Here is a 20,500-nt window from a genome sequence, read left to right on the forward strand (position 1 = left end):
CGAACGGCTTGAACGCCGACCCCACGGGCACCCCCGCCGTGTCCGCGTTGCTGGTGAAGTGCCGCGTGGCGTCCACCCCGCCGTACAGGGCCGCCACCGCGCCGTCCGCGACCCGCACCGACGCCGCGCCGAACTGCACCTCACCGCCGCCCCCGCCCGCCCGCGGGGAGGCCTCTTCCACGGCCTGCCGCAGCCGCTCCACCGCGGCCCGGTCGAACGTGGTGCGGATGCGGTAGCCGCCCCGCCCCAGCACCTCCGGCGTCAGACCCGTCCGGTTCCTCAGGTCCTTGTTCGCCGCATCCACCAGATACCCCACCTGCCCCGCGAGCCCGCCCGCCGGCTTGCGCGGCCGCGGCTCCGGGAACGCCGTGTACCGCGCCCGCTCCTCACGTGACATCAGCCCCAGCTCCACCTGCCGGTCCAGGACGTACCGCCACCGTGCCTCCGCCCTGCGCCGGTGCGCCTCGCCGAGCGCCGGGTCGTGCAGGTCCCCGTTCTTCAGGAGCGCCACCAGCAGGGCGCTGCGGGAAGGGTCGAGGCGCTGCACGTCCGTCCCGTAGTACGCCTCCGCCGCGGCCTGCACCCCGTAGGCGTCCCGGCCGAACCAGCTCGTGTTCAGGTACCCCTGGAGGATCTCGTCCTTGGACTGCGTCCGCGACAGCTTGACCGCCAGGCACAGCTCGCGCAGCTTGCGCTCCACGGTCTGCTCCTGGGCGAGGAACGTGTTCTTCACGTACTGCTGCGTGATCGTGGAACCGCCCTGCAGCTCACCGCCGCGCGCCATGCCGACCACGGCCCGCGCGAGCCCGCGGACGGAGAAGCCCGGGTCGCTGCGGAAGGTGGCGTTCTCCGCCGCGATCGCCGCGTTCTGCAGCGCCACAGGCACCTGCGCCAGGGGCACGCTCTGCCGGTTCACCGCGCCCACGCTCACCATCTGCGAGCCGTCGGCCCAGTAGTAGACCGTGGCCTCGGCCCGCGCGTCGGGGTTCGGATCCGGCAGCGGCGTCGTCGCGTACACCCAGCCGACCAGCCCGCCGAGCGAGCACAGCCCGAGGAACGCGAGCCCGAGCAGCTGCCGCCACGACGGGACGAACCGGGCCGGTCCGCGACGCCCCCGGCGGGGGTAGTCGACACGACGTTTCACGATGGTGTGCCCTCTTTCGTAGGGGGAGTGCTGTGCCCTCTCGTACGCGGCCCGCCGACCGCCCGTTCAGCCGCCGCAAGCAGCGCGCAACCCCCGAGCACGTCCGTCCACGGGCGGCGCCGCCCGGCGGCGGCGGGGGCTTCGCCGCGGTAGCCCGCCGGGCGCCGGTGGTGGGAGGGAGACACGGTGCCCGGGCCCGCTGCCCCCGACCGGCCGGACGCTGTTGGTCCGGCCGGGCGGGAGCAGATGGAGGCCGCCCCGGGGAGGCGCCCGGCGGCACGCGGGCAGGGGAACGCCCGGTGCCGTTCGCACGGCTCGTGCACCACCGCACAGCCCGGCCCGGCCGGGTGCCGCTCCGGCGCGACAACGCGGCCCGCCGCACCGAGACTGGGAGGCGGGCCGGGCGCGCCCGCAGCCCCCGGCGGCCCCGCCCCGGCAGGGTGCGGGCCCCGTCGCGGCCGGCAGGGGGCCCGCCGCCGGGCGCCGCACCGCGCGGGCACGGACGACCCCAGGGAGGTGAGCCGTGGAGCGCTCCGCACGCGTCGCGGTCATCGGCGTCGGCAACGACCTGCGCCGGGACGACGGGGTCGGATGGGCGGTGGTGCGGACCCTGCGGGACCGCTCCGCCGCGCGACCCCTCCCACCGGACACGGTGCTGAGCCTCTCGGACGGCGAACCCGCCGGGCTCATCGACCTGTGGACCGGCACCGCCCTCACCATCGTCGTGGACGCCGTGCGGGGGGAGCCCGGCGAGCCGGGCACGGTGCACCGGATCGAAGCCGCGGACGCCGACCTCCGCGCTCCGGGCGCCGTGACCTCCCACGGGCTGGGCCTCGGCGAGGCCGTGGCGCTCGCCCGCGCCCTGGGCCGGCTGCCCCGGCGCCTGTGCGTCTACGCCGTGGAGAGCGCCGACCTCACCCTCGGCACGGGGCTCAGCCCCGCCGTCGGCGCGGCCGTCGCCCCGCTGGCCGACCGCATCGAGGCGGACATCCTGCGCGGTGGCACCGGCGGCCCGCCCCCCGCCCCACCACCCGCGCAGTGACCACGCGGCCGGCGGCGGCCGCCGCGCCGTGCACCCGGCGGACCCACCCGGCTCGCCACCCGCCCGCCCGGACCGCACCCTGGGGGAGGCGGCGCCCGACCGGACGACGGCCGGCCCGGGACCGTTCGACCGGTACGGGGGACCACACGGCCCTGGCCCCGTGGCGGCCCGCCGCGACCACGCTGGAAGCGGAAGGCCCGGCAGCGGCCGGCCCGCACGGAGGTGACGACGATGACCGGCCCGCACGACACCGGCCCGGCGGCGACTGACCGCGCCGCGACCGGCCAGGCGGTGATCGACCGTGCGGTCATCGACCGGGACGGGCTCGACGCACTCGTACGGGAACTCCGCGCCCGCGGACACACCGTCATCGGCCCCACCGTCCGCGACGGCGCCATCGTCCTCGCCGAACTCGACTCCGCCGGCCTGCTGCCGTTCGGCTGGGGCGTGGAGCACGAGGCCGGCCGGTACCGGCTGCGGCGCCGCGACGACGAAGCGGCGTTCGCGCACAGCGCGGGACCCCAGTCGTGGAAGGCGTACCTGCACCCCCAGCGCGAACGCCAGTGGACCGCCGACCGCGACACCGACGGCCGGCTCGCCGTGCGGGCCGAGGACCCCCCGAGCGTGTCCTACGCCTTCCTCGGCGTGCAGCCCTGCGACCTGCACGCCATCACCATCCAGGACCGGGTGCTGACCGGCGGCCGCCACACCGACGAGAACTACCGGACCCGCCGGGCGCGCGCCTTCCTCGTCGTCTCCGAGTGCACCGAACCCGGCGCCACCTGCTTCTGCGCCTCCATGGGCACCGGACCGGGCGCCGACGCCGGTTTCGACCTCGCCCTCACCGAGGTCCTCGACGCCGAAGGGCACCGCTTCCTCGTCCGCGCCGCCACCCCGGCGGGGGCGGACGTACTGGCCGCGCTTCCGCGCCGCGCCGCCGACCCGGGCACCGCCGAAGCCGCCCGGGAGGGCGTGGCACGGGCGGCCGGCCGCATGGGGCGGTCGATGCCGCCGGTCGACCTGCGCGACCTCATGGCCGGCACCCTGGACGCGGACCGCTGGAACGACGTGGCCTCCCGCTGCCTCACCTGCGGCACCTGCACCATGGTCTGCCCCACCTGCTTCTGCACCACGACCGAGGACGTCACCGACCTCACCGGCGACCACGCGGAGCGCTGGCGGCGCTGGGAGTCCTGCTTCGACGTCGACTTCTCCCTGCTGCACGGCGGGCCCGTGCGCACCTCGGGGCGCAGCCGCTACCGCCAGTGGCTCACCCACAAGGTCGGCACCTGGCACGACCAGTTCGGCAGCTCCGGCTGCGTCGGCTGCGGCCGCTGCATCGTCTGGTGCCCCGTCGGCATCGACATCACCGAGGAGGCATGGGCACTGGACCGCGAGCGCTCCGAGCGCGCCGAGGGGCCCGCTCTTCCCGAGGCGCCCGGGTCACCGACGCCGGAGCGGCCGGGCGAACCGGGCGCCGCCGGTGCGCCGGGAACACCCGGCGCGTCAGGCGGGGCAGGCGCCCCGGACGGGACCGGTGCGCCATGACGGACGAGGGGCTCCTCGCGGCGCTCCCGCCCGACGGGGCGGCCGCCCTCCTCGCCCTCGCCCGGGACGTCTCCTTCGCCGCGGGTGACCGCCTGTTCGAGGAGGGCCGACCCGCCGACCGCTTCTGGATCGTCCGCGAGGGCAGGGTCGCGCTCGACACCCACCTGCCCGGACGCACGGCGGTCGTGGTGGAGACCGTCGGCGCCGGAGAACTGGTCGGCTGGTCGTGGCTCGTGCCCCCGCACGTGTGGCGGCTGGGCGCGGCGGCCGCCACCCCCGTCCGGGCACGGCAGTTCGACGCCTCAGAGGTCCTCGCGCTCTGCGACCGCGACGCACCGGTCGGCCGGGCACTCGCCCGGTACGTCGCCGGCGTCGTCGGCCACCGCCTGGAGGCCACCCGCACCCGACTGCTCGACCTGTACGCACCGCACCCGGCCACACCGCCGCCCCCCGGCCCGGTCCGCCGCGGCGACAGCGCCGACGAGGTCCCGCGATGAGCTCGCCCGCCACCGCCCGCCCACCGACCGGATCCACCGTGCCGGTCCCGTACCGGGTCGTACGGCGACTGCCGCAGACCCACGACACCGCCACCCTCGCGGTCGAGCCGGCCGGCGCACCGCTCCCGCCCTTCGCGCCGGGCCAGTTCGCCATGCTGTACGCGTTCGGCGTGGGCGACATCCCCGTGTCCGTCAGCGGCCTCGCCGCACCGGGCAGGCCGCTGGAGCACACCGTGCGCGCCGTCGGCGCCGTCTCCGGCGCCCTCCACGCCACCGCCCCGGGAACCGTGATCGGCGTGCGCGGACCGTTCGGCACCGGCTGGGACCTCGCCCGCGCCGCGGACCGCGATGTGCTCGTCGTCGCCGGCGGCATCGGACTCGCACCGCTGCGGCCACTCGTCCGCGCTCTGCTGCGCGCACCGGACGACCACGGCCGGCTGAGCGTCCTCGTCGGCGCCCGCACCCCCACCGACCTGCCGTTCCGCGACGACCTGCGCGCCTGGGCCACCGCGCCCGGCACGCACGTGGCGGTCACCGTGGACCGCCCGGACCCCCTGTGGCACGGCGAGGTCGGCGTGGTGACGACCCTGCTGGCCCGCGCCCCCTTCACCCCGTCGCGCACCACCGCCTACCTGTGCGGGCCCGAGGCGATGATGCGGGCCACCGCACGCGACCTGCTGCACCGCGGCGTTCCCGGCGGACACCTGCAGGTGTCCCTGGAACGCACCATGCACTGCGGGACCGGCCACTGCGGCCACTGCCAGCTCGGCCCGCTGCTGCTCTGCCGGGACGGGCCCGTCGTGGACCACGACACCGCCGGCCCTCTGCTGACGTACAGGGAGCTCTGACGAGCCGTGACCGACCCCGCCCGCGACGCCCCCGCCCGCCGCCCGAAGCTCGGCGTGTTCAAGTTCGCCTCCTGCGACGGATGCCAGCTCACCCTCCTCGACTGCGAGGACGAACTGCTCCCCCTCGCCGGCGAAGTGGACATCGCCCACTTCCTCGAAGCCTCCAGCGCCGTCGACCCCGGACCCTACGACCTGTCGCTGGTGGAAGGCTCCGTCACCACACCCGCCGACGCCGAACGCATCCGCGAGGTCCGGGCGGCGTCCCGCCACCTCGTCACCATCGGCGCCTGCGCCACCGCAGGCGGCGTCCAGGCCCTGCGCAACTTCGCCGACGTCGAGGAGTTCGCCCGCACCGTCTACGCCGAACCCCGATACGTCGAGACCCTCGCCACCTCCACGCCGATCTCCGCCCACGTCCCCGTCGACTTCGAGCTGCGCGGCTGCCCCATCGACCGCGGACAACTCCTGGAGGTCATCACCGCCTTCCTCCGCGGCCGCAAGCCGGACATCCCCGACCACAGCGTGTGCTTCGCCTGCAAGCGGCGCGGCACGGTCTGCGTGACCGTCGCCCACGGCACGCCCTGCCTCGGCCCCGTGACCCACGCCGGCTGCGGGGCACTCTGCCCCGCCTTCGGCCGCGGCTGCTACGGCTGCTTCGGCCCCGCCCGCTCCACCAACCTGCCCGCGTACATCCCCGTCCTGCGCCGCGACGGCATGGACGACCGGGACGTCGAACGGTTCCTGCACACCTACAACGCCGCCGCCTTCGAGGACCCCGCCGTACGCGAGGGACAGCCGTGACGCCCCGGGAGGCCCGCACCCTGCGCGTCGGGGCCCTCAGCCGCGTGGAGGGCGAGGGCGCCCTGCACCTGCGGATCGACGGCGGCACCGTGACCGAGGCCCGGCTGGAGATCTACGAACCCCCGCGGTTCTTCGAGGCGTTCCTGCGCGGACGGGGCCACACGGAACCCCCCGACATCACCTCCCGGGTGTGCGGCATCTGCCCCGTGGCCTACCAGATGAGCGCCTGCCGCGCCGTCGAGGACGCCTGCGGCGTCACCGTCGACGGCCGGGTGGAGGCCCTGCGGCGGCTCCTCTACTGCGGCGAATGGATCGAGAGCCAGATCCTCCACATCCACCTGCTGCACGCACCGGACTTCCTCGGCTGCCACGACGCCGTGGAGCTCGCCCGCACCCACCGCGCGCACGTGGAACGCGGCCTGCGCCTCAAGCAGGCCGGCAACGCCATCATGGAGCAGCTCGGCGGACGCGCCGTCCACCCGGTGAACGTACGCGTCGGCGGTTTCCACCGGACGCCCGCCGCCGCGGAACTGCGCCCCCTGAGGGAGCGGCTGCTGCGCGCGCGGGACGACGCGAGGGAGACCGTGCGCTGGGTGTCCGGCTTCGACTTCCCCGACGCCGGGACCGACGCGGACCTGCTCGCCCTCACCGAACCTGACACGTACGCCATCGAGTCCGGCACCCCCACCGTGCTGCCGTCCGGCGCCACCGCCCCGACCGGCGGCTTCGCCGTCCGGGACTTCGGCCGCCACGTGGCCGAGCAGCAGGTCCCGTACTCGACGGCCCTGCAGTCCCGGCTCGACGGGCGGCGCCACCTGACGGGGCCGCTCGCCCGCTACGCGCTCAGCGGCCACCTGATGTCGCAGGTCGCCCGGGAGGCGGCACACGACGCAGGGCTCCCCGCCCCGGGGGACGGGGGCACCGTCTGCCGCAACCCGTACCGCAGCGTGGTGGTACGGGCCGTCGAGGCGCTCTACGCCGTCGACGAGGCCCTGCGCCTGATCGACGCCTACGAGCCGCCCGCGCGCCCGGCCGAGGACGTCCCCGGGAGGCCCGGCACCGGCCACGGGGCCACCGAGGCCCCCCGTGGTCTGCTCTACCACCGCTACACCCTGGACACCGACGGCACCGTCACCGACGCCCGACTCGTCCCGCCGACCGCCCAGAACCAGGGCGCCATCGAGCACGACCTGCGCCGTCTCGTCCAGGCCGAGATCGGCCGCAGCGGGCTGCCGGCCGACGACACCGCGCTCACCCGGCTGTGCGAGCGGGCCGTGCGCAACCACGACCCGTGCATCTCCTGCGCCGCCCACTTCCTCCGGCTGACCGTCGCGCACGGCTGACGGCCGGGCGCCCGCACCGTGGCAGCCGGCGCGAAGCAGCGACCGGCCTTCCCTGCCGGCAGGCCCTCCGTACGGCTGCGCCGCCAGTGCGGCTCGTCCCCGCCCGGTCCGCTGCCGCCCCGGGGCGGACGGCGTCCCCGCGACGGCACCCGGCAGCCGGTGCGGGTCCCGCCGGCACCACGACCGCATCCGGTGACCGCTCTCGTCCGATCGAGGCGTTCACGCACCGAACCGGGTCGTCCGGCCTCCCGTCCCAACGAGCCTTCCCGTGAGGGGGTTCGGTGGTCGGATCTTCGGAGGAAGCCCGGCGGGACGCCCGCTCCGCAGGCCCGGGGCGGCGACTCGGCTGCCGGCCCGAGCGCCGTGCTCAGTCCGGCGCGCCCCAGGCTGCCGCGAGCCCCTCCAGCCAGGCGGGCGGCAACTCGGCGGCGTCCCACTCCTCCCGCAGCGCCGCCGGCTCGGTGGCGAGCCGCTCCAGGACGGCGATGCTCGTGGGGGAGTGGAGCAGGGAGTAGCGTCCGTGCACCGCGATCCTGCTGCCGGGCCCGAACTCCCCGTACAGCCGCTCCAGCCGCTCACGGTGTCCCGACACGAACGCCGTCAGCCGCCCCGCGTAATCCGCCCGCTGCCTCGGCCCCATCGTGCCGAGAACCGCCGTCAGCACCTGCTCGGACACCTCGGGATCGAGGTCGGACACCGCGGTGAACGACAGGTACAGCGGGACCACCGCCACCTTGGCCCGGTCCACCTGCATCCGCCTCACGGGAGGCCGAGTCCCCGGTGGCGAACCGGCCGTGGCCGGGGTGTCCGACGGGTCGGCGGCGACGGCCCGGAGCAGGGCCCTCTCGGCGAGCAGGCCCAGCTCGTCGGCGACGGCGCGGCCGCCGTCCACCCACCCCGCCTCGTAGAGCGGCCCCTTGCCCGCGGGCGCGTTCCGGGCCGCGGCGTCCACCCGCCGGTGCGCGAGGGTGAGGGCACCGGCCTCGATCAGGCCGATCAGCTCTTCCGCGTCACCGGAGAAGACACCCGCCCGGGCGAGGAGCTGCAGCAGCGTCTGTTTCGCGTTGCCGACGCTGACCTCGTCCGGATGCTGCCGGCCTGGCTCGGCGGCGTTCATGGGTCCCCTCTCGTCGCACGGCTTGCGAGCGCCCCCGCGGGCGCTCCCTCCGAAGGTGTAACGCGCGGAACCACTCACGGGCTCCCCACCGTGCCGCAGGTCGTCCACCCGGTCCGGTGGGTCTCCGGACGGCGGTCGGGGCGACCGCCCCGGCGACGGCGAGTCCCCGCCACCCCGCCACCCTGGGCGGTCCGGTGGCCGGGGTGACGGCCGGCGCGGTCGCGGGGCGCGTCCCGCATGCCCGCGCCTGCCGATGGACCGGCCCGCCCACGCTCGTACCTGCGCACTTCCTGGCCCGCCGTCCGGCCGCGTCGGCTCCGCGGGGCCGACCGCGCCCACCGCCCCTGTGGCATCCGTCTCCACCTGCCCGCCGCCCCTTCGGCTTCCGTACGTCCGGGGACGCTCACGGCGCCCTCGGCCGCGGCCTTCGAACGACGCTCGCACGTACGTGTTCGCTGCCCCTCCGACGGCCCACCCGTCCTTGCATCCCACGGCACTGTCCCGCAGGCAGCGCGGGCGGCCAGGGGACACCCCGCGGCCCCTCGGCGCCACCCGGCGACGCGAGCCGGCAGGTGGCGGACTCTCCTGCTCACCCGAGGGCGCGGGACGGCTGGGCCTCGCCCTCCACCGGCCTGAAGCGGCGCTCCGCCCGCGCCCGGCCGGTCCGGCCGCGCGGGAGGCTCACGCCTCCCTGCGGAACCTGTTCAGCACCACGTGCGCCGCCACACCGAACACCAGGCCCCAGAACGCCGAGCCCACGCCGAAGAGGGTCACCCCGGACGCAGTGGTGAGGAAGGTGATCAGCGCGGCCTCCCGGTCCTTCTCCTCCTTCACCGCGCCGCTCAGTCCGCCGGCCAGCGCCCCGAACAGGGCCACACCCGCGATCGCGGCGACCAGTTCCTTCGGCAGGCCCGCGAAGAAGAGGACGAGAGTCGTCCCGAAGGCACCCACCAGCAGGTAGAACACCCCGCACGCGACACCGGCGACGTAGCGGCGCCCGGGATCGCGGTGGGCCTCGGGGCCGGTGCAGATCGCCGCGGTGATGGCCGCGAGATTGACCGCGTGGGAGCCGAACGGCGCCAGCACCGTGGACACCAGGCCCGTCGAACCGATCAGCAGCCGGTCCTTCGGCGTGTAACCGGACGCGCTGAGGACCGCCATGCCGGGCGCGTTCTGCGACGCCAGCGTCGCCAGGGCCAGCGGCACCGCGATGCCGACGATGGACGCCACCGAGAAGTCCGGTGCGGTGAGCACCGGCCGGGCCAGCTCCACCCGGTCCAGGTGCACGTCGAGGCGCGAGGAGGCTGCCGCGGCCACCACGCCCGCCCCCAGGGCGAGCAGCACCGCGTACCGGGCGAGCCACCGTCTGCCCAGCAGATACGCGACGAGGACCGCACCGGCGATCCAGGGCCCGGTCCGCAGGGCGGTGAAGACACCCGTGCCGAAGCTGAAGAGGATGCCCGCGAGCATGGCGGAGACGACCGCCGCGGGCACCTGCCGCATCAGCCGCCCGAACACCCCGGTCAACCCGACCAGCGTGATCACCGCACCGGTGACGACGAACGCTCCGATGGCTTCTGCGTACGCGTACGCGCCGAGACTCGTGACGAGCAGCGCCGCGCCGGGCGTCGACCACGCGGTGATGACCGGTGTCCGGGTCCACAGGCTGAGCCCGATGCACGTCAGTCCACTGCCTATGGAGACCGCCCACACCCACGAACTCGTCTGTGCCTCGTCCAGCCGCCCGGCCGAAGCAGCGGCGAGCACGATGACCAGCGGCCCCGAGTACGACACGACGACGGCGACGAGACCCGCCAGGACCGCGGACAAGGACAGGTCGCCCCGCAGCCCTCGGCGCCCCGGAGGCGGCTGCGGCGCCGGGCTCGTCCCGTCGGTGCAGGCCGGGGCGGGGCCGGCCCCGGCGCCGGTGGTGGTGCTGCTCTCGAAGCTCAAGGCATGTCCTTCGCGGCACGCTCCCGTTGCCCGTCCCAGGCCGGTGATGTCGTTCGGGCCGGCCGGCAGGCGGCGCGTGTCCATGGATGAGGTGCTGATCGGTCCCTCGCATGTGTAGCGGTCTTCGTCCGGACTTTCCACACCTCGCGGGCCGACCGCCCCCGGGGGACGCCGTGCAGCGCTCGGCTCGCTCTGCCCGGCCCGCGCCCGAGCCGGCCCGGTCGCCGCACGCTCAGCCGACCCGGGCGGTCCCCATTCCCTTCCTGGTGGCCCCGCAGGCTCGGCGACCGGTACGCCGCCCGGCCACACCGCCGACCCCTGGAGGAGCTGACCGGCCGCGGACACGAGGCGGTCGCGTCCGCCGCGCAGGGCCTGTCCGACGACGGTTCGCCGGCCGGAAGGTGGATCAGCCCGTCGCCCGCCGACGCCCGCATCCCCCACCCTGACCACGCTCCGACGCCCGCGACAGCACCCGACTCGCCGCGCCTGCCGACGGAGCCGGCCTGGCCGCCTGAAGCGCTGCATCCCCTCGCGCTGCTCGCCCATGACCCGACCGCGATGCTTCCCGGGGGCGGCCGGCCGCGGCGCGCTGCCGCAGGCGCTCGGTGCTCGACCGGGAGGAGCGGGCACGCACCGCCCGAGTCGGTCTCGCGGCCGAGGACCGCAGGACGCTGTGGCGCGCGGACTACCGGGCGCCCCGGCTCCGACTGCGCGAGTTCCCCGACCGGACAGTCGGCAACGCGGCACCACCCCACCGGAACCGAACGATCCGTCGCTGTGGGCCCCGCCCCGCCGTTCCTGCCGACGGCGGGGCGGAAGCCGGACGCCGGGTTGCTCGCTGCCCGACCGGCGGGGAGCAACCCGGCGGTCCCCGGGCCGCACCCGCCAGCACACGCTCCGACCCGCGGGCACACCTGCCGTCGTTGGCCGGTTCCGGCGGTTCACCCGCTCCCTGACGGGGAGTAGCGTCGGGGATGAGAGCGCCCTGACCGCCTGCCGGACCACGAAGGACCCGCCCAGGCACGGCCACGACGGCAGCAGGCCGCGGCCCGTCGTACCGGACGGCAACGCCAGGGCACCGACCACCTAGGAGGTACGACATGTCGTGGGTGACCAGCGGCCTTCGGGCGTTCAGCGGCGAGATGCGCGCCCGGTGGCACGGGTACTTCGTCGGCTACGGGCGGGAGGACTGACCGATGAGGGGGACAGCCGCGCCGTCATGGTGGCGAAGGGGCCTTCGCGCGCTCAGCGGTGAAGTGCGTACACGTCGCACACAGTACGGCGACAGATACGGGCGTACCGCGTGACGCGTTCCTCGCAGGGGAGGTAAGGGCGATCTCACCACCGGGCGCGGAACGGGCGGCCTCGGCGCCGGGCACGCCATCCTCCATGAGAAGGGCGGACACCCGTGTTCCTGGACAGGAAGAGCCTGTGGCCGCACCTGCGACGGTGGGAGGAGCAGGCCGCAGGCCATGACGGTCCGTTCAGGCTCCGCTTCGGGACCCTCTTCGTGGCCGATGCCGACGCCGCCCGACAGGTGCTCGTCGACCCGGCCGGCGACTACCTGTCCCAGTCCGGTTTCTTCCGCCTCGGGACGAACACCCTGCCGGAGGCGATCCGGAGACAGGCATCCAGGGACCTGGTCGGGATGCTGGCCCGGCACGATCTGTCGTCGTCGTTCGACCTCACTCCCGAACTCGGCCGGACCGCAGACGGCCGCGGCCGTCTGCGGCACCACCGATGGGGCGTCGAACTGGTCCGCCGGTACTTCGCCCCCGTCATCGCGCACCGACGCCACACCGAGATCAACGCCCTCGTCGACGCCTACGTGACGTCGAGTGTCGTCGCCGACGACATCGTCGGCCACGTGCTGCGGCGGCCGCACCGCACGGTTCCCGCCGTCCGTGCCGGACTCGCCGAACGGCTCGGCCGGCTGTCCGCACCGGAAGGCGCCGCGCACGACCTCGTCGACCTGGTGCTCAGCCTGCCGGGAGACCTGTCTCCGGGCGATCGTGCACAACTACTGCAACGCCTCGTCCTGTCCACGGTCGGCTTCACGGGCGTGACCCTGGAATGGCTGCTGATCCTCGGCATCCAGCACGGCTACGACACCCCGACAGTACGGCGAGAGGACACCCACCGGCTGGTGAGGGAGGTGCTGCGCCTCTACCCGACCGCGTGGCGCCTGCTCAGGGTGGCCGCCGCCGACCACGACCTTGCCGGCGTCCGGGTGCACGAGGGCGAACACGTCCTGATCGGCACGCACGCCTTGCACCGGTCGGCGGCCGTATGGGACGGCCCACGGGACTTCCGCCCCTCCCGTTGGGAGCAGCCGACCGACGAGCAGCGGCGCTCCTACCTCCCCTTCGGCAAGGGCGACACCATGTGCCCGGCCGGCGGCTTCGCCGTCAAGGCCCTCGAACACCTCGGCCACCTCCTCCTCCGCAGCCACGAGGGCCACGTACGCCTGCGCGGCCGCACCCCGCATGTCCGCACCCTGCTGGCCCCGCCCGCCGGATGGACCCGGCTCAACCCCACCACCGCACCCCGGCACTGAACCGCCTGCCTCGGCCCCCGGCGGTGTCGGCACGGCACATCCACCGGTGACCACCCCACGGACCCGCGGCCCCGCGACTGCGCAGGGCGAGCCTTCCCACAGCAGGCCGGCGCCCGAAGAACCCGGGGCAACGGAGGGCCGGAAGGCTCAGCCGGGCGCCTCCTCCCTGAGCAGCGCGCGCAGCACCCGGCGCAGGTCGGCGTCCGTACCGGCGCTGCGCCGGCCGGCGATACCGGAGCGGAACAGCGCGGCTCCCTCCATGAGCATCACGAAGACCTCGGCCCGCCGGCGTGCGGCGGTCTCCGTCAGACCGGGGGCATGGTCGCGGAGGAAGACGACCACGTGGGAGGCATAGTGGTCGTAGAAGCCCCGTAGGGCCGCCGATGCCTCCGGGTCGTGCGCGGCCATGGCCCAGATCTCCGTGAACAGGCGGACCAGAGACGGGTCGTCGTGGTCGGCGAGCACCCCGTCGAGCAACGCGTCGACACCACCGGCACCGGGACGGTCGACGAGCCCGGCGACGCGGTCCAGCGAGGAAGCCAGGACCCGGTCGAGGAGCGCGGTCAGCAGCGCCGAACGCGACGGGAAGTAGTACTGGAGGTGGCCGAGCCGCACACCGGCCTCGTCCGCGACCGCCCGCAGAGTGAGTTCGGACCCTCCGGACGAGGCGAGGACGCGTCCGGCCGCGTCCAGCAGCGCCTCGCGGCGCTGCCTGCCTTTGGGCGTCTGCGTGGTCACGCGGCCGCTCCGCTCGGCGCGGAGTGCCCGCTCGGCCCGGCGGCGACCCCCACGCCCAGGTCGGCGAGCGCGGTGACCGCCCGGGTGGGCGCCGGATGCTGTTCGGGGAAGACGAGGCCGCGGGGGGCGGGGGAGCCGTCGGTGCCCAGGACGCGGCGCAGACCCAGCAGGGCCCCCACGGCGGTCAGGTGGTGCTGGCCGCGGGAGTCGCTGACCGTCGCGGTGCGGGTGCGCCCGCGGTGCGACACGTCGACCCGCATCCGGGCCGTACCCCCGTCGCCGGGCGAGTGCAGGACCGCTCGACGCAGCGGAGTCCAGCGTTCGCCGCCGGCCCAGCGGAAGAACCCGGTGCCGCGCAGCGCCAGAAGTGCCCGGGTGGTGGCCGGCGAGCTGAACCCGATGCGGGTGGCCGCCGTCGTGGTGCCGAGGGTCAGGGGGAGGGTGTACTGCTCCGGGGTGTCGATGCGAGCCACCCGTACCGGCGTACCGCCGACGGCGACGGTCCGTGCGTCCGTCAGGGGGGAGACGAGGCGGCGCGCTCCGCCCTCGACCACCTCGAAGTCCACGCCCAGCCGGTCCATGAACTCGACGGAATCCGCTCCGGCCCGGTCGGCCGTGTCCCAGCACACCGCGATCTCGACGCGTTCGGCGCCGCCCAGTTCCGCCGCCAGCGATGCCGCGACCAGGCCGCTGACCCCACCCATCCAGGCAGAGGACAGCAGGACGGGGGAGTCGGGGCGGACGAGGGCGGTCAGGGCGGCGGCCCGCTGGAGCCGGCTCGTCCACCTCGTGATGTCGACGTAGGGGACACCGCCCGACATCGCCGCGCGCAGTACCCGGTCGTCAGGGTCGTTGACGGAGCCGATGACGGCCCGTACGCCCGCGCGGAAGGGGGCGGGATCCGCGAGGTCCCAGGCCCGCACTTCGCCCCCGAGCTCGTCCGCCAGGGCGCGGCCACGGTCCGGCGTGCGGCCGGTGAGCAGGAGCGGAGCCTCCGCGGCCGCCATGCGGGCGATCTCGGTACCCACGGTGCCGTAGCCCCCGGTGATGAGCACGGGACCGGACGGGTCCAGATGCAGTGCGTCCATCGCTTCAGTGATCATGACCCTCACTATAGGTCATGCGACCTAGAAATCTCTCGGCGCCGTCGCACCGCCCCGTACGGCCCCGCGGCGCGCGCCCCCGGGAGCCCGTGCGTCCCCGCGACCCGTGAAGCGTCGGAAGCCCCCATGCCCGCACTCCCTGATGCCCCTGGGTTCCCCTGCGCCGCAAAGCTTCACGAGCGCCCCGGGCGCGAGGACGGGCGATCGGTGGGGACGCGGAACCGCAGGGCGCGTCTATCGTGGTGAGGCGGGGGCACGGCCACGGGCAGGTGGATCATGAGCGGTCCCGTCATCGACCACGAGGCGGTCTTCCGGGCGCTGCCGGGCGCGGTCGCGCTGCTGACCCCGGACCTGGTGTACGCCGACGCCAACGATGCGTACCTCTCGCTGTCCGGAAGGACCCGGGAGCAGGTCGTCGGCCGCTACATCTTCGACGTCTTCCCCGACAACCCGCACGATCCTGGTGCGAGCGGCGTGCGCAACCTGTACGCGTCGCTCCAGCGGGTGGCCACCACCGGCGTGCGGGACACGATGGCGCTGCAGCGCTACGACGTGGAGTTCCCCGACCGGCCCGGCGTCTGGGAGGAGCGGTACTGGAGCCCGGTCAACGTCCCGGTCCTCGCCGCCGACGGGTCGGTGGCACTGGTGCTGCACCGGGTGGAGGAGGTCACCGAACTGATCCGGGCACGCGGTGGGCGCGGCGGGGACCGTGCCAGGGTGCTGGAGGCGGAGCTGTACACGCGGGCCCGCGAGCTGCAGGAGGTCAACGAGCGGCTGCGCCGGGCCCACGCCCGCGAACGAGAGGTCGCCCTGCACCTGCAGGAGGCCATGCTGCCGCCGCCCGGGCAGCTCGGAGGGCACGGGGCGGCGGTGCGCTACCAGCCGGCGACCGGCGCCCTGAACGTGTGCGGGGACTGGTACGACCTCGTCGACCAGCCCGAGGCCGGCTGCACCGCCGTCGCGGTGGGCGACGTCGTCGGCCACGGCCTGCGCGCGGCCGGCGTCATGGGGCAGCTGCGCAGCGCGCTGTCCGCCGCGTCACGCGTCGCCGACGGCCCCGCCCAGGCACTGGAGGTCCTCGGCCTGTACGCGCGGTCCATCACCGGCGCGGAGTCCACCACGGCCGTGTCGGTCTTCATCGACTGGGCGCACCGCACCCTCACCTACAGCAGCGCGGGCCACCCCCCTCCGGCCCTCTGCCGCCCGGACGGCACCGTCACCTTCCTCGACCAGGCCACGGACCCCCCGCTCGGCGCCCGCCCGGAGCACAGCGCGCGCGTCCAGGCGCGCGCCCCGTTCGAGGAGGGGTCCGTGCTGGTCCTCTACACCGACGGCCTGGTGGAGCGGCGCCGCGAAGACATCGACGCGGGCCTCGCACGGCTCGCCGACGTGCTGGCCCGCCACCGCGACGCCGACCCTGACGATCTCGCCACCACCCTGCTGACCGGCCTCATCCCGCCCGCCGGCGTCACCGACGACACCGCCCTCGTCGTGCTGCGCCTCTGACAGCGGGTCTGCCGATCAAATCGTGTGACGAGATCGAATGGTGTAACGAGGGTGGTTGGAGTTGCCGGCGGGTTGCGGAGAAACGGCCGTCGAAGGCGATATCGAAGGTGTTCGCTCCAGGGCGGCGTCTTCGGTTTCCGCGGTGCAGACGGGCTTGAGGAGTTCGGCGATCCTGTCCCAGTCCCGGCGGGCGGCATAGTGCAAGGAGTTCAGCAGCGGGTGGACCACGCAGGTCTGCACGGTCGTCTGCGGCCGTACGGTCTCGACGGCGTCGGGCAGGCCGCTGAGGCCGTCGCAGACGAGCATGAGGGCGTCGCCCGCGCCGCGGTGTGGGGCCTGGAGCGTGCTCGTGTGGAGCGTCGGCTGGCGCCGCACGGGCCGGCCAGGCCGGTGCTTCTGCCGGAGTGGCTTGAGGAGCGGCAGGGGCGGACGGGCGGCAGTCGGGGCACTTCGCGGTGGTGGCGGGTGGGCATCATGGGGTGCCGCCGGATCATGCTCAGCTGAAGGATTCGTATGAACGGCCGGAGTTGCTGCGTTCGCCGGGTGAGTCTGAGGTGTCGTGGCGGCGTGTGCAGGATGAGCTGCTTCAGGCGTGTGCCGAGGAGTTCGGGGTGGCTGGGCGGTTCGGTTGCTGTGCTCGCGGGCCCCGCGGATGTCGTGGACGGCGCCGGGCAGGGCCGGTGAGGCCGACAGCAGCCGGCCGAAGGGTCGGCGAGGGTCTGCACGTTCATCCTGTGCTTCCTGTGCTTGCCGGAGGGGAACGGCCGGTCCGCGGCAATGCGGTCGATCGGCAGGAGAGCATGCGCCGCCAGCCCTCCCACAGCGCGGCCGGTGGAGGCCGGCGGACACCGCCGCCCCCGGCACCCGGCCGCCAGGGCCGCTGACGCAACGGGCGACGGCCCGTACTCTCGCCGACCGGCCTGAGCGGCAGCCTTCGGGACGCACCCGCTACCCTGCACCTTCTTCTGCGGAAACGATCACCTGAACGAGGAGTGAGGAACATCAAAGGCACCTGGGTGAAGGCCCTGCTCTCCGGGGCACTTCTGGCCGTACTGCTCGTCCCGTCGTCACCCGCCGCCGCGGTCGAGGATCCGCCGATCACCGCGGGGGCGGTCTTCAACGACCCCCTCGGCACCACCAGCCGGCAGGACGCGGTGAAGAACCACATCATCAAAGCGATCGACAGCACCCAGAGCGGCCGCACCCTGCGCACCGCGATGTACGCGCTGACCGACACCGGCTACAGCGACGCCCTCCGCCGCGCCCACGCGCGCGGCGTCCAGGTCCGCGTCGTACTGGACCACTCCTTCTCCACGTCCACCGCCGCCACCCAGCTCACGTCCGCGCTCGGCACGGACAAGACCCAGGCGTCCTGGGTGCACATCTGCCCCCAGGACCGGGCCTGCATCGCCGACGTGACGGTCGACCTCGGCAAGAACCACATCAACCACAACAAGTTCTTCCTCTTCTCCCGGGTCGGTGACCCGGGAGTCGCGGAGGACGTGGTGATCCAGACGTCCGCCAACCAGACCCCCGCCAACACCAGCCGCTTCTGGAACAACGCGTACACCGCCGTCGGCAACACCGAGCTGTACACGGCGTACACCGCCTACTTCAACGACCTCGCCGCCGAGCGGCGCGACGCCGACTACTTCCGGCAGGGCAAGACGGCCGGCGCCGAGAAGTACTACTTCTTCCCGCAGAGCACCGGCGACCTCATCGTCAGCGTGCTCGGCAACGTGTCCTGCACCGGCAACACCACGGTCGGCTCCGCCTCCCACAAGACCGTCATCCGCGTCGCCGCCTACGCCTTCTACCGCGCCGACGTGGCAGCCAAGCTCCGGCAGCTGGCGGACCAGGACTGCTGGGTCGAGGTCGTCTACAACGAGACCGACGAACTGCCCGCCCTCGCCGGCCACCCGCGGATCAGGCCGTACCAGCTGCGCCTGGACAACGGCACCGCCACGGAGGGGGACGACCTCTTCGTACACTCCAAGTACCTGCTGATCGAGGGCAACTACGCGGGCCACCCCGACACCAAGTGGACCTTCACCGGGTCCCACAACCTCGACCTCTCCTCCCTCCGGGAGAACGACGAGGCCCTGCTGCGCGTCGAGGGCGCCGCCGTCCACGACGCCTACCGCGCCAACTTCCTGGCCATGCGCTCCCACGCCACCCTCAAGGGCTGACACCGTCCGTCCGTGCCGCCGCCCGTGGCCCCGTGACCGCATGGGGCCACGGGCATGCGTCAGCCCGGCCCGACGTGGTGAGTCCGCGGCGGCCCGGGCGAAGGCGGACTCTAGGATCCGCGGTATGGCAACGAGACTCGTACAGATCAACATGAAGGCCCTGGACGATGCCGCGCTCGGCCGGTTCTGGGCGGACGCACTGGGGTGGACCATCGACAGCGAAGCGCCCGGCGTGACGAACCTGGAGCCACCGGGTTTCGCCTATCCCGACCCCGCGGCGGTCTGCATCGACATCATCGCCCGCCCCGAGCCCAAAACGGTGAAGAACCGGGTGCACATTGATCTGGCGTCCACGTCGACCGCCCATCAGGAGCAGCTGGTGGCACGCCTGAAGGCTCTCGGCGCGACCCTCGCCGACGTGGGTCAGGGCGACGTGCCCTGGACGGTCATGGCCGATCCGGAGGGCAACGAGTTCTGCGTCCTGGAGCCCCGCCCCGTCTACCAGGACACCGGGCCGATCGCCGCGGTGGTGGTGGATTGCGCCGACCCGCACGAGATGGCCCGGTTCTGGGGGCAGGCGATGGATTGGACGCTGCACGAGGTCACCGATGACCACGCGGTCATGCGGTCCGCGCGAGGCGTAGGCCCGTACCTGGAGTTCCTCCGCACGCCTGACACCAAGAGCGGGTGGAACCGCATCCATCTCGACGTCAGCCCCTACCCCGGTGACGACTTGGCGGGAGAGGAAGCCCGTCTGCGTGCCCTGGGCGCAACTGACCCGGGAATCGACCAGTCCTCCATCCATTGGAGGATCCTGACCGATCCGGAAGGCAACGAGTTCTGCTTGCTCACCCCCCGCTGACCGGTGGCGGCGACGCCGTCCAGTGCGGCGTCTGCACAAGGCAGCGTGTGTGTCCGCCGCTGCACACCCGCACGTCGGGCAGGGAGCAGGCCTCCTAGATGAGGCAGTCCGATGTTCTCAGCGGTCGTAGGCGATCAGGGAGCGTTTGATCTTGGCGCCGGTGGTCCAGACGTGCCAGATGCCGGGGGCGAGGGCGAGGAGTCGTTGTCCGGTGCGGGCGAAGACTCCGACCGTGGTTCTGCCGCCGTGTTGTTCCAGGCTTAGCTGGCCGTTGAGGGTGTCGATCACGGCCTCGATCCACTGGCGGACGCGGGCGATCTTGCCGTGCCGGACCGGCTCGTCCTTGCGGTCCGGCCGCGGGCCGGCCGCACGAGGTGGGCACAGAGCCGCTCGTGACGAAGGTCTCGAACCCCTTCCCGGCGAAGCCCTTGTCAGCCAGGATCGCTTGCCCGGCGCGGACGAGGCGGTGGTCGCGTTCCAGACGTGCTGCCATCACCCGCGTTCGCCGAGCTCGGGGTTGGCCAGACACCAGGCGACGGGCATGCCCTCGGCGGTGGTGACCAGGTAGAGGCGCAAGCCCCATAAGAAGCGGGAGTGGCTGCGGCAGTATCCGTAGCCGCAGTGTCCGGCCAGGTCGGAACGTTTGACCGTCTCGCGGGACGCCGCGCAGGGCAGCGGGGTGGAGTCGATCAGCCGCAGGTCGTCGTGCCAGGTGGGCACCTCCCTGGCCAGTGCCTCGATGACGTGGCTGATCAGCGGACCTGCGGCGTTGAGGCGCTTGTTGTAGGCGGACTGCCGGGGCAGGTAATGGAAGAGGCGCCCAGCCGGGTATGGGCGAAGCGGATCCAGTGCCGGGCCGAGGGGAAGCCGAGCAGGACCTGGGCGACGGCCAGGCACAGCAGTTCGGCGTCCGTCAGTCGCGGAGTCGCCCGATCCGGCGACAAGGCGCCACGTGGTCGTCGATGAACACGTACAGTGCCGCCAGAAGGGCGTCCAGGTCTGTCTTCACACGCTGACCCACGGGCGTCCTTCGCCATGGTCGCGACCAGCACGGACATCGGACTCACTCCTCTAGAGGACCCGATGCCGTTCTGGCCTGGCGACCGCGCTCGCTGTTGCCGGGCTCCGCCCGCCGCACTGTGAGCTGACCTGGCGTTCAGGCCGTTTCGCCATGGATTCGGTGTAGCGCGCACTGGCTCGCCAGGCTTATCGCATCTCGGGGCCCCCGCCGCTACGGCGGGGGCCACGGGCG

15 protein-coding genes and 4 pseudogenes are annotated in these 20,500 nt (G+C 74.1%); 11 read left to right on the plus strand and 8 right to left on the minus strand.

Annotated features, from left to right (window positions below; translation table 11 throughout):
• Nucleotides 1-1,144, minus strand: a 1,144-nt coding sequence (locus tag BJP40_RS02010) for a transglycosylase domain-containing protein (RefSeq protein ID WP_226962332.1), incomplete at its 3' end; no start/stop codon positions are given.
• A gap of 523 nt (nt 1,145-1,667) precedes the next feature.
• Between BJP40_RS02010 and BJP40_RS02015 the strand changes: the two genes are divergently transcribed.
• The 6 genes from BJP40_RS02015 (at nt 1,668) to BJP40_RS02040 (ending at nt 7,223) form a co-directional block, all read left to right on the plus strand.
• Complete coding sequence (locus BJP40_RS02015) at nt 1,668-2,186, plus strand: hydrogenase maturation protease (RefSeq protein WP_071278113.1); 519 nt, start codon at nt 1,668-1,670, stop codon at nt 2,184-2,186.
• Nucleotides 2,187-2,417: 231 nt separating this feature from the next.
• A complete protein-coding gene (locus tag BJP40_RS02020) occupies nt 2,418-3,734 on the plus strand; it encodes a 4Fe-4S dicluster domain-containing protein (RefSeq protein ID WP_107416673.1) in 1,317 nt (438 codons plus the stop codon).
• Nucleotides 3,731-4,231, plus strand: a complete 501-nt coding sequence (locus tag BJP40_RS02025; protein WP_071278116.1) for a Crp/Fnr family transcriptional regulator — start codon at nt 3,731-3,733, stop codon at nt 4,229-4,231. Before BJP40_RS02020 ends, BJP40_RS02025 begins: the two co-directional genes overlap by 4 nt.
• On the plus strand, nt 4,228-5,079 hold the full coding sequence (locus tag BJP40_RS02030) for an FAD/NAD(P)-binding protein (protein ID WP_071269945.1): 852 nt from the start codon (nt 4,228-4,230) through the stop codon (nt 5,077-5,079). Before BJP40_RS02025 ends, BJP40_RS02030 begins: the two co-directional genes overlap by 4 nt.
• 6 nt (nt 5,080-5,085) lie before the next feature.
• Nucleotides 5,086-5,880, plus strand: coding sequence for an oxidoreductase (locus BJP40_RS02035; protein WP_071278119.1), 795 nt, complete (start codon nt 5,086-5,088; stop codon nt 5,878-5,880).
• Nucleotides 5,877-7,223 (plus strand): Ni/Fe hydrogenase subunit alpha, encoded by a 1,347-nt coding sequence (locus BJP40_RS02040; RefSeq protein WP_071278122.1) that lies wholly within the window; start codon nt 5,877-5,879, stop codon nt 7,221-7,223. Before BJP40_RS02035 ends, BJP40_RS02040 begins: the two co-directional genes overlap by 4 nt.
• 367 nt (nt 7,224-7,590) lie before the next feature.
• On the opposite strand, the gene BJP40_RS02045 is transcribed toward BJP40_RS02040, so the two are convergent.
• On the minus strand, nt 7,591-8,340 hold the full coding sequence (locus tag BJP40_RS02045) for a hypothetical protein (protein WP_071278124.1): 750 nt from the start codon (nt 8,338-8,340) through the stop codon (nt 7,591-7,593).
• Nucleotides 8,341-9,021: 681 nt separating this feature from the next.
• On the minus strand, nt 9,022-10,293 hold the full coding sequence (locus BJP40_RS02050) for a benzoate/H(+) symporter BenE family transporter (protein ID WP_071278125.1): 1,272 nt from the start codon (nt 10,291-10,293) through the stop codon (nt 9,022-9,024).
• A gap of 1,408 nt (nt 10,294-11,701) precedes the next feature.
• On the opposite strand from BJP40_RS02050, the gene BJP40_RS02055 reads away from it, so the two are divergent.
• Nucleotides 11,702-12,850 (plus strand): cytochrome P450, encoded by a 1,149-nt coding sequence (locus BJP40_RS02055; protein ID WP_071278126.1) that lies wholly within the window; start codon nt 11,702-11,704, stop codon nt 12,848-12,850.
• A 147-nt stretch (nt 12,851-12,997) separates the two neighbouring features.
• Here the strand turns inward: BJP40_RS02055 and BJP40_RS02060 are convergent, their stop codons facing one another.
• On the minus strand, nt 12,998-13,588 hold the full coding sequence (locus tag BJP40_RS02060) for a TetR/AcrR family transcriptional regulator (RefSeq protein ID WP_071278127.1): 591 nt from the start codon (nt 13,586-13,588) through the stop codon (nt 12,998-13,000).
• Nucleotides 13,585-14,676, minus strand: coding sequence for a saccharopine dehydrogenase (locus tag BJP40_RS02065; protein WP_071278128.1), 1,092 nt, complete (start codon nt 14,674-14,676; stop codon nt 13,585-13,587). Before BJP40_RS02065 ends, BJP40_RS02060 begins: the two co-directional genes overlap by 4 nt.
• 291 nt (nt 14,677-14,967) lie before the next feature.
• On the opposite strand from BJP40_RS02065, the gene BJP40_RS02070 reads away from it, so the two are divergent.
• Nucleotides 14,968-16,197, plus strand: a complete 1,230-nt coding sequence (locus BJP40_RS02070) for a PP2C family protein-serine/threonine phosphatase (RefSeq protein WP_071278129.1) — start codon at nt 14,968-14,970, stop codon at nt 16,195-16,197.
• A gap of 111 nt (nt 16,198-16,308) precedes the next feature.
• On the opposite strand, the pseudogene BJP40_RS31250 reads toward BJP40_RS02070, so the two are convergent.
• Nucleotides 16,309-16,527, minus strand: a pseudogene (locus BJP40_RS31250) (transposase); the annotation flags it as partial.
• A gap of 149 nt (nt 16,528-16,676) precedes the next feature.
• Between BJP40_RS31250 and BJP40_RS36165 the strand changes: the two are divergent.
• Nucleotides 16,677-16,754: pseudogene (locus BJP40_RS36165) on the plus strand (hypothetical protein); the annotation flags it as partial.
• A 76-nt stretch (nt 16,755-16,830) separates the two neighbouring features.
• Here BJP40_RS36165 and BJP40_RS31255 read toward each other — a convergent pair.
• Nucleotides 16,831-16,994 (minus strand): annotated as a pseudogene (locus BJP40_RS31255) (IS5/IS1182 family transposase); the annotation flags it as partial.
• Between the two features lie 195 nt (nt 16,995-17,189).
• Here BJP40_RS31255 and BJP40_RS02080 point away from each other — a divergent pair.
• Both BJP40_RS02080 and BJP40_RS02085 read left to right on the plus strand, forming a co-directional pair.
• A complete protein-coding gene (locus tag BJP40_RS02080; protein ID WP_071278131.1) occupies nt 17,190-18,386 on the plus strand; it encodes a phosphatidylserine/phosphatidylglycerophosphate/cardiolipin synthase family protein in 1,197 nt (398 codons plus the stop codon).
• A 124-nt stretch (nt 18,387-18,510) separates the two neighbouring features.
• The gene (locus tag BJP40_RS02085; RefSeq protein WP_071278133.1) at nt 18,511-19,248 is read left to right on the plus strand and encodes a VOC family protein; all 738 of its coding nucleotides are present in this window, start codon (nt 18,511-18,513) and stop codon (nt 19,246-19,248) included.
• A 117-nt stretch (nt 19,249-19,365) separates the two neighbouring features.
• Here BJP40_RS02085 and BJP40_RS02090 read toward each other — a convergent pair.
• A pseudogene (locus BJP40_RS02090) lies at nt 19,366-20,257 on the minus strand (IS982 family transposase).
• Nucleotides 20,258-20,500: the final 243 nt, after the last annotated feature.

Origin of the sequence: Streptomyces sp. CC53 (assembly GCF_001865245.1) — a bacterium.
GTDB lineage: Bacteria > Actinomycetota > Actinomycetes > Streptomycetales > Streptomycetaceae > Streptomyces.